This is a genomic window from Bradyrhizobium sp. GCM10028915 (assembly GCF_042666195.1).
Lineage (GTDB): Bacteria > Pseudomonadota > Alphaproteobacteria > Rhizobiales > Xanthobacteraceae > Bradyrhizobium > Bradyrhizobium canariense_D.
The window spans coordinates 145,291-157,745 of sequence record NZ_JBHTFN010000043.1 but is presented as its reverse complement, the minus strand read 5'-3'; the positions used below and the strand labels follow the sequence as shown (position 1 = coordinate 157,745).

General features: G+C 66.5%; 11 protein-coding genes. 6 read left to right on the top strand and 5 right to left on the bottom strand.

The genetic code is table 11. The annotated features are described in order from the left end of the window. The first annotated feature begins 16 nt into the window (after positions 1–16). Entirely contained in the window at positions 17–436 is a 420-nt protein-coding gene (locus ACFQX9_RS19000; protein ID WP_240543334.1) for a nuclear transport factor 2 family protein, read from the top strand. A gap of 50 nt (positions 437–486) precedes the next feature. Here ACFQX9_RS19000 and ACFQX9_RS18995 read toward each other — a convergent pair whose 3' ends face one another. The 5 genes from ACFQX9_RS18995 to ACFQX9_RS18975 are packed head-to-tail and all read right to left on the bottom strand — an operon-like array spanning position 487 to position 4,056. Next, a complete protein-coding gene (locus tag ACFQX9_RS18995) occupies positions 487–1,254 on the bottom strand; it encodes a sulfite exporter TauE/SafE family protein (RefSeq protein ID WP_085352646.1) in 768 nt (255 codons plus the stop codon). Then, the gene (locus tag ACFQX9_RS18990; protein ID WP_085352647.1) at positions 1,251–2,507 is read right to left on the bottom strand and encodes a CCA tRNA nucleotidyltransferase; all 1,257 of its coding nucleotides are present in this window, start codon (positions 2,505–2,507) and stop codon (positions 1,251–1,253) included. Before ACFQX9_RS18990 ends, ACFQX9_RS18995 begins: the two co-directional genes overlap by 4 nt. Before the next feature lie 9 nt (positions 2,508–2,516). Then, positions 2,517–2,780 (bottom strand): DUF6111 family protein, encoded by a 264-nt coding sequence (locus ACFQX9_RS18985; RefSeq protein ID WP_018454951.1) that lies wholly within the window; start codon positions 2,778–2,780, stop codon positions 2,517–2,519. Continuing rightward, a complete protein-coding gene (locus tag ACFQX9_RS18980) occupies positions 2,777–3,448 on the bottom strand; it encodes a CoA pyrophosphatase (protein ID WP_027568565.1) in 672 nt (223 codons plus the stop codon). Before ACFQX9_RS18980 ends, ACFQX9_RS18985 begins: the two co-directional genes overlap by 4 nt. After that, positions 3,445–4,056 carry a DUF1285 domain-containing protein gene (locus tag ACFQX9_RS18975; protein WP_377790058.1) on the bottom strand — a complete coding sequence of 204 codons (612 nt, stop codon included), beginning with the start codon at positions 4,054–4,056 and terminating at the stop codon, positions 3,445–3,447. The genes ACFQX9_RS18980 and ACFQX9_RS18975 overlap by 4 nt, the downstream gene beginning before the upstream one ends. A 280-nt stretch (positions 4,057–4,336) precedes the next feature. On the opposite strand from ACFQX9_RS18975, the gene ACFQX9_RS18970 reads away from it, so the two are divergent. From ACFQX9_RS18970 to ACFQX9_RS18950, 5 genes are all read left to right on the top strand, one after another. Beyond that, positions 4,337–5,335, top strand: a complete 999-nt coding sequence (locus ACFQX9_RS18970) for a MoxR family ATPase (protein ID WP_018454954.1) — start codon at positions 4,337–4,339, stop codon at positions 5,333–5,335. Next, positions 5,335–6,279, top strand: a complete 945-nt coding sequence (locus ACFQX9_RS18965; protein ID WP_018454955.1) for a DUF58 domain-containing protein — start codon at positions 5,335–5,337, stop codon at positions 6,277–6,279. Before ACFQX9_RS18970 ends, ACFQX9_RS18965 begins: the two co-directional genes overlap by 1 nt. Further along, the gene (locus ACFQX9_RS18960) at positions 6,276–9,089 is read left to right on the top strand and encodes a DUF4159 domain-containing protein (protein WP_377790055.1); all 2,814 of its coding nucleotides are present in this window, start codon (positions 6,276–6,278) and stop codon (positions 9,087–9,089) included. The genes ACFQX9_RS18965 and ACFQX9_RS18960 overlap by 4 nt, the downstream gene beginning before the upstream one ends. 7 nt (positions 9,090–9,096) lie before the next feature. Further along, positions 9,097–11,160 carry a hypothetical protein gene (locus tag ACFQX9_RS18955; protein ID WP_377790053.1) on the top strand — a complete coding sequence of 688 codons (2,064 nt, stop codon included), beginning with the start codon at positions 9,097–9,099 and terminating at the stop codon, positions 11,158–11,160. Positions 11,161–11,421: 261 nt separating this feature from the next. Further along, on the top strand, positions 11,422–12,435 hold the full coding sequence (locus ACFQX9_RS18950) for an alpha/beta fold hydrolase (RefSeq protein ID WP_026232849.1): 1,014 nt from the start codon (positions 11,422–11,424) through the stop codon (positions 12,433–12,435). Positions 12,436–12,455: the final 20 nt, after the last annotated feature.

Genomic DNA, 12,455 nt, shown 5'->3' with positions numbered 1-12,455 from the left:
CTATGTCGTTCGCCATATGGCCGTGCCCGGGTGGGATATTAAAATCAAAAAAGGCCTGGCGGTTCCAGAGCCTGACCCAGATTTGGACGCGATGCGAGTGAAAAATATGTCCTTTGACCCGATGGCCGTTGCGGTCGACTGGCTTGATGCCTATCGCGCGGGCGATATCGAAGCGATTTTGGAACTTCATGCCGAGGACGCCGTGGTCCACTGCGGCTGCGCCGGCAGCCAAACCATCACCGGCCGCGAAGCACTTCGTGCCTATTGGGTCGATCACCTCCGGAAATATCCGGCAGGCACGTTGGATGATCTCAATCCCTGGCGCAACGACGGCACCATTATCTCGTACCTCACCAGTGCTGGCGTCATGAGTGCACTTTTGGCATTTGACGCCGCCGGCAGGATCAAGGAACTGGACTGCAGTCCCTCACACTAGACCCGCGGCGTGAACCAAACTGGCAGCGGGACAGCGCCACATCCGATTGATTAGATGAGCTGCCTCGCCGCAGCCGAGATCATCACTACGCCGCCGGTGATCACCGCGACGTCGAGGATCGCGGTGTGGATGTGCACCGGCATCCGCTCGACGAAGGCTTTTGCCAGGAACGCGCCGGGGATTGCGATTGCTCCGATCAGCAGCGCAAAGGCGAGCACCTGTGCGGTCACGGCGCCGGCGAGGCCGAACACCGAGATCTTGATGAGGCCGGTGCCGAGCGAGATCATGGCATCGGTCGCGATCACGGCCGCGCCTTCCAGGCCCGCGGCCATCAGCAGCGACAGCAGGATCACGCCGGAGCCGGAGGTGCCGCCGACCAGCACGCCATAGCCGACCGAGCCGGCCGCAAGCCCAGTGTCGCCGATCTTGACCTGGCGGCGGCGGAGCACACGGCGCAGCGGCACGCTCAGGATCAGCATGGAGCCGATCACCAGCGCCGCGCCCGCATTGGTCAGCCGTGTGTAGCCGTAGGCACCAAGCGCTGTCGTCAGTGCGGCACAGGCCAGCACGATCAGCGCGCGGCGGCGATCGGCATAGCGGAGATAGGCGAGCGCGCGGCTGGAATTGGTGAAGATCGCGGAGATCGCGATGATCGGCACCACCGGTTCGGCGCCGACGAGAGGCACCAGCACCAGCGGCATCAAGGCGCCGGTGCCGTAGCCGGCGAGACCACCGATAATCGAAGCAAACAACGCCATCAACGCGACCAGCAGGAGCTGAAAGATCGAGATGTCGGCGAAGCCTGAGACGATGGTCACGTTCTCTCATCGCGGCTGACGCGTGCCGCAGCTTGATCGGCGATGGAAGCGAGTGCGGCTTCCTCTAGGGGAAAATCCGCCGCAAGCCAAGCGTCCTCCGCGAGCGTCAACACATGTCCGAGCGAGGGTCCTTCCGCCATGCCGCGCGCGATGAAGTCGGCGGCGCGAAGCGGAAATTTCGGCGCAGTCCAGCGCTGCGGCAGCTCGGCGAGCGCACGCCATCGCGACGAGCCGACGTCACCGCCGGCTCTCGCCCAGCCCAGCAACACGCGATCGTGATAGCGATCCGCACCGAGCCGGTAGAGCAGCCGCCGCGCATCGGCTTCGTCCTTGGTGGCCAAGCGCCACCAGCGGTGCCCCATCGAATCCAGCGCCTTGGTTTCCGCATTGGAGAGCCTCAGGCGCGTGGCGACGCGCTTGGCGTCTTCAGTCACCGCGATCGCCAGCGCGGCGAGGCGCCGCGTGCTGCTTGCGGTGAGGCCGAGCTCGCGCTCGATCACGATCATCGCCGCGAGCGGTCCGGTGTAGACCACGCCGCCGGTCAGCGCCTGCAGCAATCCGCCATCGGCCATCGCAAGCGCGGCGGCGGACGCGCCGGGAGCGACCAGAAGCTTCAGCGTCTCCATGCGCAGCCGCTCGGCCGAGAGGCTCGCGAGGCCGGCGCGTCCCCGGATGCAGGCGAGATAGCCGTCGCGGTCGGGATCGCCGGCGCCGAAGGCGGCGTGGATGCGGAAGAAGCGCAGGATGCGCAGGAAATCCTCGGCGATGCGCTGGTCGGGATCACCGATGAAGCGCACGCGCCGCGCGGCCGCATCCGCGATGCCTCCGACGTAATCGTGGACGACGCCGTCGGCATCGACCGAGAGCCCGTTCATCGTGAAGTCGCGGCGCTCGGCGTCCTTCACCCAGTCGCGGCCGAACGCGACCTTGGCCTTGCGGCCGAAGGTCTCGGTATCCTCGCGCAACGTCGTGACTTCGTAAGGTTGCCCGTCGATGACGAGGGTGACGGTGCCGTGGTCGATGCCGGTCGGCACAGCCTTGATGCCGGCAGCTTTGGCGCGCCGCATCACCTCGTGCGGGAGCGCCGTGGTCGCGATGTCGATGTCGCCGGGGACGAGGCCGAGCAGCGCGTTGCGCACGGCGCCGCCGACAACCCGCGCCTCCTCGCCATCCGCATTGAGCAATTGCAGGACGCGCGCGGTGCCACCCGAAATCAGCCAGGGCGCATCGGCGAGCATGGGCACCGCGCTCATCGGCCGGCCCTATCTTTCCACGCCCGGCACGAGCTTGCCGTTCTCGACATGGGCGGGGACATAGGTCGAATCCGGTGCGGCGCCGGAGAAATGCGCAAAGCCGATCAGCCCGGCGATCACCAGCACGAGCGCCGCCAGCATGAGACGCGCGACGATGGTGATCGGCCAGGACGATTGCACGAACAGGCCGGAACGCGTGGCGGCCAGGAACAGCGCATAGACGGCAAAGGGAACGAGGAAGATTCCGATCTCGGTCAGGATCGGCCGAATCATGACGAATAGATCCGCTCATAGAGCACACGGAGCATGCCGGCCGTCGCGCCCCAGATGTAGCGTTCGGCAAACGGCATCGCGTAGTAGGACCGCTCCATGCCGCGGAATTCCTTGCTGTGCACCTGGTGGTTGGCCGGGTTCATCAGGAAGGATAGCGGCACTTCGAACGCATCATCAACCTCGGAATGGTTGATCGTCAGCTCAAAGCCCGGGCGCACCCTGGCCACCGTCGGCAGGATGCGGAAGCCGAAGCCGGTGCCGTAGAGATCGAGATAGCCGATCGGCTCGACGAAGTCGCGCGACAGCCCGACCTCCTCCTCGGCCTCGCGCAGCGCCGCATCGAGCGGCGAGCGGTCGGTTGCGTCGATCTTGCCGCCGGGGAATGCGATCTGGCCGGCATGGTCGTTCAGATGCGCCGAACGCTGCGTCAGCAGAATGGTCGGCTCGGGATGATCGACCACCGCGATCAAGACCGCCGCCGGCCGCACCGGCTGCTCGCGCGCGATGATCTCGAGCATCTTGTCGGTGCCGGGATCGCCCGAGGCCGGAATGATGTTGGGATCGTAGAGGCCGGGCGGAACGTCGAAGCCGAGCCGCGCGGCGGAGCGGGCGAAGAAATCCGCCGCACCGATCACGGCGGGATCGTTCCTGGAGATAGGCTTGTTCAAAGCGCGGCCCTCACCTGCTCCGCATCGGCCATGGCGAAGAACTCGCCGGCCGACTCGACACCGAACATCGGCTGGCCATCGACCATCCGCTCCTCACCCATGTCAACCAGATCGTAATAGAGCGCGCGGGTGACCTTGGCCCAGAGCTCGGCGCGGATATGCAGATAGGGCGTCAGCCCGCCGTCCTTGGCCTGCTCGAAGCGCAGCCGGTGCGCCGCATCGCAGGTGACCCAGTCGTCGACATTGGTGCGGAAGCGGAGCACGCGATGGTTGGCATCGCCGTCCTTCTGCATCTCGACCGCCATGAACGGCGCGTCGTCGACGCGAATGCCGACCTTCTCCACCGGCGTGACGAGGAAATGCTTGTCGCCTTCGCGCTTGAGGATGGTCGAGAACAGGCGAACCAAGGCATGACGGCCGATTGGCGTCCCCAAATAGAACCAAGTACCATCTGACGCGATTCGAATGTCGAGATCGCCGCAAAACGGCGGATTCCACAAATGCACCGGAGGCAGGCCCTTTTTGGCGCCTTCGGCATCGGCAGCAGTTTTGGCAGCGGCAGTCAGCCCATCAAGACCGCGATCGGCGCTCTGCCCTTGGTTCGCCATGGTTTGCCCTGACTTTGTCATTTGGCACGATCGGTCATTTGGCACGATTGGTGCAGGTTTACGTTGTATCCGGGTACTCGGTTCCACCCCGCATTCGTCCGGTGTGGAGGTCGCCACTTCGTGATGCCCTACATATCCCTAAGCCGATAAGGTGGGGATAGGTTAATTCAACGAATACATGGCCTTCCTGCAAGTCTAGCATAGGGCCCACGTCTTGAGTTGAGGACGTGATGACATGACGACGCAAGCGAGCTGCATGGCAGGCTGAAGGAGCTAACGGATGGCGGAGAGTGTCGAGAAGCTCGAAGACGGAATCGTCCGTTCGGCCGAGCAGGTGTCGAGCCAGATTCGCGCGGCAAAGGATGCGATCGCGTCCGTCATCTTCGGCCAGGATCGCGTGATCGAGAACACGCTGGTTACGATCCTCTCCGGCGGCCATGCGCTGCTGATCGGCGTCCCCGGTCTCGCCAAGACCAAGCTGGTCGAGACGCTCGGCATCACGCTCGGCCTCGATGCCAAGCGCATCCAGTTCACGCCCGATCTGATGCCGTCGGACATTCTCGGCGCCGAAGTGCTGGACGAGAGCACCTCCGGCAAGCGTGCCTTCCGCTTCATCTCCGGCCCCGTGTTCGCGCAACTGCTGATGGCCGACGAGATCAACCGCGCCAGCCCGCGCACGCAGTCGGCGCTGCTGCAGGCGATGCAGGAGCAGCACATCACCGTTGCCGGCGCGCGTCACGATCTGCCGAAGCCGTTCCACGTGCTCGCCACGCAAAACCCGCTGGAGCAGGAAGGCACCTATCCGCTGCCTGAAGCCCAGCTCGACCGTTTCCTGATGGAGATCGACGTCGACTATCCCGACCGCGACGCCGAGCGCCGCATCCTGTTCGAGACCACCGGCGCCGACGAGACGCTGGCGAAGGGCTCGATGACACCTGATGCACTCATCACCGCGCAGCGACTGATCCGGCGCCTGCCGGTCGGCGATTCCGTGGTCGAGGCGATCCTGTCGCTGGTGCGCTCGGCCCGTCCGGGTCCGGACGGCGGCGACACCAGCAAGTTCATCGCCTGGGGACCGGGCCCGCGCGCCAGCCAATCGCTGATGCTCGCGGTGCGCGCTCGCGCGCTGATCGACGGCCGCCTCGCGCCCTCAATCGACGACGTGCTCGACCTCGCCGAGCCCGTGCTGAAGCACCGCATGGCGCTGACGTTCCAGGCGCGCGCCGAAGGCCGCACGATTCCGGACGTGATCCGGCAATTGAAGACACGGATCGGTTGATGGCGGCGGAGAACGGGCACACAGCAAAGGAGGTCATCGCGATCCGACGTGCCGATGGCGAAAGCCGCACGCTCGCCGCTTCGCTGCCGCGCCTGGTGCTCGAGGCCCGCCGTATCGCCGCCAACGTCATCCACGGCCTGCACGGCCGCCGCCGCGCCGGCTCCGGCGAAAATTTCTGGCAATACCGCCGCTTCGTCTCCGGCGAACCGTCGCAGAATGTCGACTGGCGGCGCTCGGCGCGCGACGATCTCCTCTATGTCCGCGAGCTCGAATGGGAAGCCTCGCACACGGTCTGGATCTGGCCCGACCGCTCGCCGTCGATGGCGTTCGCGTCAAAGCAGGCGCGTGAATCCAAGCTCGAGCGGACGCTGATCGTCGCCTTCGCGCTGGCCGAGCTGCTGGTCTCCGGCGGTGAACGCGTCGGCATTCCCGGGCTGATGGCACCGACCGCGAGCCGCAGCGTCATCGACAAGATGGCGCAGGCGATGCTGCATGACGATGCCGATCGCTTGAGCCTGCCGCCCTCCTTCGTGCCCGCGGCGCTGGCCGAGACGATCGTGCTGTCGGACTTCTGGTCGCCGCTCTCCGAGATCAGGACCACGCTCGCCGGCCTGTCCGGCTCCGGCGCGCATGGCACGCTGGTGCAGGTCGTCGATCCCGCCGAGGAATCATTTCCCTATTCCGGCCGCGTCGAGTTCGTCGAGCCCGAGGGGTTCGGCGTGATCACCGCCGGCCGCGCCGAGAGCTGGGCGCAGGATTACACCGCGCGGCTCGCGCTGCACCGCGACCAGATCCGCGCCGAGACCAACAAGCTCGACTGGCTGTTCACGACGCATGCGACCGACCGCTCGGCCGCCGAGCTCTTGCTGTTCCTGCATGCCGGCATGCAGGTGAGCAAATCGGGCGCGCGCACCACAACGATCAAGGCGGGGCCGGCAGCATGATGGGACTGCCGCTCGCCTTCACCGAACCGCTGCTCCTGATCGGCCTCGTCAGCCTGCCGGTGCTGTGGTGGCTGTTGCGCGTGATGCCGCCGCGGCCGCGCCGGATCGAGTTTCCGCCGACGCGCCTGCTGTTCGACATCGCACCGCGCGAAGAGACCCCGTCGCGAACGCCGTGGTGGTTGACCGCATTGCGGCTGCTGGCTGCGGCACTGGTCATTTTCGCCGCCGCCGGTCCGATCTGGAATCCGCAAACAGGCGCGGCCGCCAGCAAGGCGCCGCTGATGATCATGTTCGACGACGGCTGGAGCGCGGCCTCGAACTGGGACATCCGGATCAGGGCCGCCGACGAATTGATCGCCAGTGCCGAGAACGACCGCCGTGCGATCGCGCTGGTGCCGCTGTCCGAGCCGAACCGCGATATCACATTGATGCCGGCGGGCGCCGCGCGCGTCGCGCTGCGGCAGCTGACGCCAAAGCCGTATTCGATCGAACGCGTCGAGACCCTGACCGCAATCGATCGCTTCCTGAAAGCAACCGGCGACTGCGAGATCGCCTGGCTCTCCGACAGCGTCGATACCGGTCGCGGCGAGGAATTCGTGACTGGCCTCGGCAAGACCATCGGCGATCGCAGCCTGACCGTGTTCGAAGGCGGCACCTCCTCAGCCCTAGCCCTGGTCGCGGCCGAGAACGCCGCAGCCAGGATGACGGTGAAGGTGCTGCGCACCGACGGCGGCATCGCCATCGGCACCGTGCGCGCGCTGGACCAGAAGGCCTCGCCGATCGGCGAGGCGCGTTATTCGTTCGGCCCGCAGGACAAGGAAACCGAAGCGTCGTTCGATCTGCCGGTCGAGCTGCGCAACGACATCACGCGGCTGGAAATTGCCGGTGAGCGCTCCGCCGGCGCAGTGCAGCTGCTCGACAAGCGCTGGCGCCGCCGCGCCATCGGCATCGTCTCGGGCTCGACCAGCGAGACCGCGCAGCCGCTGCTGGCGCCGACCTTCTATCTCACCCGTGCGCTGGCGCCGTTCGCCGACGTGCGGCTTGCCGACAAGGGCTCGCCGCAGCAGGGCATCACGCAGTTCCTCGATCAGAAGCTGCCGATGATCATCCTTGCCGATGTCGGCACCATCGCCCCTGAAATCCGCGAGCGTCTCAATGCCTGGATCGACCAGGGCGGCGTGCTGGTGCGGTTCGCCGGTCCGCGGCTGGCGCAGGCCGAGGACGATCTCGTCCCGGTCAAGCTGCGCAAGGGCGGCCGGACGCTCGGCGGCAGCCTGACCTGGGAAAAGCCGCAACATCTTGCCTCCTTTGCCGCCGATGGTCCGTTTGCCGGCGTCGTGGTCCCCAAGGACGTCACCATAAGCCGCCAGGTGCTGGCCGAGCCCGACGCCGTGCTCGCCACCAAAAGCTGGGCGTCGCTGGAAGACGGCACGCCGCTGGTAACAGGCGAGCATCGCGGCAAGGGCGTCGTCAGCCTGTTCCACGTCAGCGCCGACATGCGCTGGTCGGATCTGCCGATGTCGGGCACCTTCGTCGAAATCCTGCGACGTGTCGTCGACATGTCCGGCTATACCGCCAAGCCGGGCCCAGGCGTTGCCACTGAGGCGAGCGCGGAAACGGTGGCGCCGTTGCACATCCTCGATGGCTTTGGCGCCTTCGGCCCGCCGCCGGCCGCCGCAAAGCCGCTGCCCGCGGATTATCGCGACCGCGCCACACCCGATCATCCGCCGGGCTTCTATGGTCCGGCAGAAGGACCGCTCGCCGTGAACACGCTTGCCAGCGCCGACCGTATCGCAGCCCTGAACACCGCGAGCCTGCGCGCCCGGCATGCCACCTACACCAACGCCGAGCCGCAGGACTTGCGCGGTTGGCTGCTATCGACGGCGCTCGCGCTGTTCCTGATCGACGCCATCATCGTCGCGGTACTCGGCGGCGGCCTTGCCGCGCTGGTGCGCCGCCGCGCCGCGCCCGCGATGATCGTCTTTGGGCTGGTGCTCGCAGGTCTCGCCTCGTTCGTGCCGACGCCGTCGCATGCGGACAGCGGGTCCGACGAGTTCGCGATGAAGGCGGTGTCGCAGACCCGCCTCGCTTATGTCGTGACCGGCAATGCCGACGTCGATTCCATCGTCAGGGCCGGGCTATCCGGACTGACGCTGTTCCTGGCGCAGCGCACCGCGCTTGAGGCCGGCGATCCCGTCGGCATCGACCCGGCGCGCGACGAACTCGCTTTCTTCCCGCTGATCTACTGGCCGATCGTGCCGGGCGCGCCCAAGCCGTCGCGGGACGCCATCAACAAGATCGACGCCTATATGAAGCAGGGCGGCACCGTGCTGTTCGACACCCGCGACGCGGTCGAAGCCCCGCCCGGCGCGAACGGCGCCGCGCAGACCCCGGCCATGCAGACGCTCCGCGAGATCCTGTCCTCGCTCGACGTGCCCGAGCTGGAGCCGGTGCCGCGGGAGCACGTGCTGACCAAGACCTTCTATCTGTTGCGCGACTTCCCCGGCCGCTTCAGCACCGGCCAGACCTGGGTCGAGACCTTGCCGCGCGAAGACGACGAGGACAGCGCGCAGCGGCCGGCACGCGGCGGCGACGGCGTCTCGCCGATCATCATCACCTCGAACGACCTGGCCGGCGCCTGGGCCGTGCGGCCCGACGGCCAGTCCATGCTGCCGGTGATCGGCGGCGACCCCCGCCAGCGCGAATTCGCCTACCGCGCCGGCGCCAACATCGTGATGTACACGCTGACCGGCAACTACAAGGCCGACCAGGTGCACGCACCGGCCCTGATCGAACGGCTGGGGCAGTAGGATCGATATGAATTACGGCATCGCATTCACGCCGCTTGTTCCCACGATCGTGCTGTGGCTCGCGCTGGCCGCAATCGTCGTCATCGCGCTGGTGCTGCTGCTGGCGCGTGCGCGCGGCGCTGCCGTGCGCGTGGCCGCGCTGGCGCTGTTCCTGCTGGCGCTCGCCAATCCCTCCTTCACCCGCGAGGACCGCGATCCTCTCACCTCGGTCGCCGCCATCGTCGTCGACAAGAGCCCGAGCCAAAATTTCGGCAATCGCAATCGCGAGGCCGCAACGGCGCAGGAAGCGCTGGTCGACAGCCTGAAGAAGATCAAGGGGCTCGAGGTCCGCGTCGTCGATGCCGGACAGGCTGACGGCGAGACCGACGGCACCAAGCTGTTCGGGGCGCTGGCCTCGGCCTTGTCGGACGTGCCGGTCGACCGCGTCGCCGGTGCGTTCCTGATCACCGACGGCCGCGTCCACGACATTCCGGCCAACGCCGCCGGGCTCGGCTTCCAGGCGCCGGTGCATGCGCTGATCACGGGGCAGAAGGACGAGCGCGACCGCCGTATTGCGGTCATCGCCGCGCCGCGCTTCGGTATCGTCGGGCAGCCCCAGACCATCACCTACCGCCTCGACGACCAGGGCGTCAGCGGCGAGCGCGCCAAGGTCACCGTCCGCAGGGACGGCGAGGTCATCAACGAGCGCACGCTTTCGAGCGGCCAGGCCGCAAGCGTCGACGTCGACATTAAGCATTCCGGGCCGAACATCGTCGAGATCGAGGCCTCGCCGCTCGAGCGGGAATTGACGCCGGTGAACAACCGCGCCGTCGTCGCCATCGACGGTGTGCGCGACAAGCTGCGCGTGCTGCTGGTCTCAGGCGAGCCGCATTCCGGCGAGCGCACCTGGCGCAATCTGCTCAAGTCCGATGCCAGCGTCGATCTCGTCCACTTCACCATTCTGCGGCCGCCGGAGAAGCAGGACGGCACGCCGATCAACGAATTGTCGCTGATCGCGTTTCCGACCCGGGAGCTGTTCCAGCAGAAGATCAACGAATTCCAGCTGATCATCTTCGACCGCTATGCCCGCCAGGGCGTGCTGCCGATCGCTTATTTCGACAACATCGCACGCTACGTGCGTTCCGGCGGCGCGGTGCTGGTCTCGGCCGGCCCCGACTACGCCTCCAACACCAGCATCTGGCGCACGCCGCTGGATTCGGTGCTGCCCGCCGAACCGGTCGGGGTGACGGAAAAGCCGTTCTACGCGCATCTGTCCGACGTCGGCAAACGCCATCCCGTCACGCGTGGCCTCGAGGGCTCCGCCTCCGAGCCGCCGCGCTGGAGCAGGTTCTTCCGCACCGTCGATACCCGCAATGCGGTCAACCCGCCCGTCATGACGGGCGTCGACGGCAAGCCGCTGCTGTTCCTGTCGCGTTTCGGCGAGGGCCGCGTCGCGCTGCTGCTCTCCGACCACATCTGGCTGTGGGCGCGCGGCTATGAAGGCGGCGGTCCGCATCTCGACCTGTTGCGGCGGATGTCGCACTGGCTGATGAAGCAGCCTGATCTGGACGAGGAAGCGTTGCGCCTGCAGGTGCAGGGCAAGAATCTCGTGGTGGTGCGCCAGACCATGGCGGACAGCGTCCAGCCGGTGAGTGTGACCTCGCCGTCGGGCGTGTCGCGCGACCTGACGCTTGCAGCCGGAGATCCCGGCGAATGGCGCGCCAGCCTGCCGGCGAGCGAGCTCGGGCTGTGGCAGGCCACCGACGGCACGCTGAAGGCGCTGATCAATGTCGGCCCGACCAATCCGAAGGAGTTTTCGGAAGTCACCTCCACCACCGAAACGTTGAAGCCGCTGACCCAGGCGACCGGCGGTGACGCCGTGCGCGTGGTCGACGGCGCCAGCGTCGAGCTGCCGCGCATTCTGCCGGTCCGCTCGGCGAGCGTCTTCCATGGCGACGGCTGGATGGGCGTGCGGATGCGCGACGCCAGCGTGGTGAAGGGCGTCGGCGTGCTGCCGATCTTCGCCGGCCTGATCGGGCTGTTGCTGCTGCTCGGCGCGTTTGCTGCGACGTGGATGCGCGAGGGGCGCTAGGCGGCTTACGCGCGTCCCTTCGCTTCCCGTTAGTCGGATAAATCCCATCGTCACTTCTTCGCCGGAAGCTCCATAACGCCTTCGACCCCGAACTCGGTCGCATGTAGCACGTTGTGAAATCTGGAGGCGGTTCTTCCTCGACCCTGGGCAGGCGTGTCCCTGTCCAGGCATCGCCCGCAGCGGACAAGAGCAGTTCTGAACGCAGCCCTTCGCAGCACTTAAACAGTGCGAGCGTTCGATGAGAAGCGGAGTTACTCGACCATGACAGACCCACTTCACCAGCGCACGTTCAGCTCGCCTCGTCAGACAACGCGCTATATCGAGTGCGGGCCGGTCGACAGACCGTTGATGATTTTCGTCCATGGCTGGCCGAGCATCAGTTTGATGTGGCGCGCGCAGATGGAAGCGTTTGCCGCCGACGGTTGGCACTGCGTCGCTCCCGATCTGCGCGGCTACGGCGGCTCTTCCACGCCTGCAGCCAACGACGCCTATACCATCGAGGAAATCGTGACGGACATGGCCGAACTCCATGATCACCTGGGCGGCAAGCCTGCGATCTGGGTTGGCCACGACTGGGGCTGTGTTGTGGTCGGTGAGTTGGTCGCGCATCAGCCAAAGCGCAGCCGCGGAGTCGTGCTGACCTCGCTGGCATATCAACCCGACGGGCACGCCCTGCGCACAGTCGTCCCGCTGGTCGACCGGACGATTTATCCGGTCGACCAATATCCGGATGGCCAATGGGATTACTACCGTTACTACAACACGCACTTCGAGGCGGCAGTCGCCGACCTCGATGCAGACTTGGCAGCATCGCTGGCGTCGATCTTTCGGCCAGGCGACCCCGCCGGCATCGGCAAGGTTTCGCCGAATGCGATGGTCACGCGCAATGGAGGGCGCTTTGGCGCCGCGCACCGCGCTCCGCCGACTGAGCCCGATTCGGCTCTCTGGCCGCCGGCGGACTTCGACGTGCTGGTGCAGACGTTCAAGGCTCATGGCTTCCGCCCATCCTGCGCGTGGTACATGAACGACGACGCCAACATCGCCTATGCGCGCAAGGCACTCAATGGCGGCCGCCTGTCGCAGCCGGTGCTGTTCGTTAACGGCGACTTTGATCAGATCTGCAGCATCACCGGAAATCGCCAAGGTGACCCGATGCGCGCCACCTGCCCGGACCTGACCGTAACGAGCATGCCCGCAGGGCATTGGCTGCCGCTGGAGCGCAAGGCAGAACACATCGAGGCCATCCGCACCTGGCTCCGGAGCAAAAAGCTCTGATGCCACCTGCTCGCGCTGAC

Bases quoted from the DNA above. Each gene is read 5' to 3' on its own strand.
- ACFQX9_RS18985 (WP_018454951.1), bottom strand. From the start codon at position 2,780: ATGATTCGGCCGATCCTGACCGAGATCGGAATCTTCCTCGTTCCCTTT.
- ACFQX9_RS18950 (WP_026232849.1), top strand. From the start codon at position 11,422: ATGACAGACCCACTTCACCAGCGCACGTTCAGCTCGCCTCGTCAGACA.
- ACFQX9_RS18975 (WP_377790058.1), bottom strand. From the start codon at position 4,056: ATGGCGAACCAAGGGCAGAGCGCCGATCGCGGTCTTGATGGGCTGACT.
- ACFQX9_RS18965 (WP_018454955.1), top strand. From the start codon at position 5,335: ATGGCGGCGGAGAACGGGCACACAGCAAAGGAGGTCATCGCGATCCGA.
- ACFQX9_RS18990 (WP_085352647.1), bottom strand. From the start codon at position 2,507: ATGAGCGCGGTGCCCATGCTCGCCGATGCGCCCTGGCTGATTTCGGGT.
- ACFQX9_RS18960 (WP_377790055.1), top strand. From the start codon at position 6,276: ATGATGGGACTGCCGCTCGCCTTCACCGAACCGCTGCTCCTGATCGGC.
- ACFQX9_RS19000 (WP_240543334.1), top strand. From the start codon at position 17: ATGGCCGTGCCCGGGTGGGATATTAAAATCAAAAAAGGCCTGGCGGTT.
- ACFQX9_RS18970 (WP_018454954.1), top strand. From the start codon at position 4,337: ATGGCGGAGAGTGTCGAGAAGCTCGAAGACGGAATCGTCCGTTCGGCC.
- ACFQX9_RS18955 (WP_377790053.1), top strand. From the start codon at position 9,097: ATGAATTACGGCATCGCATTCACGCCGCTTGTTCCCACGATCGTGCTG.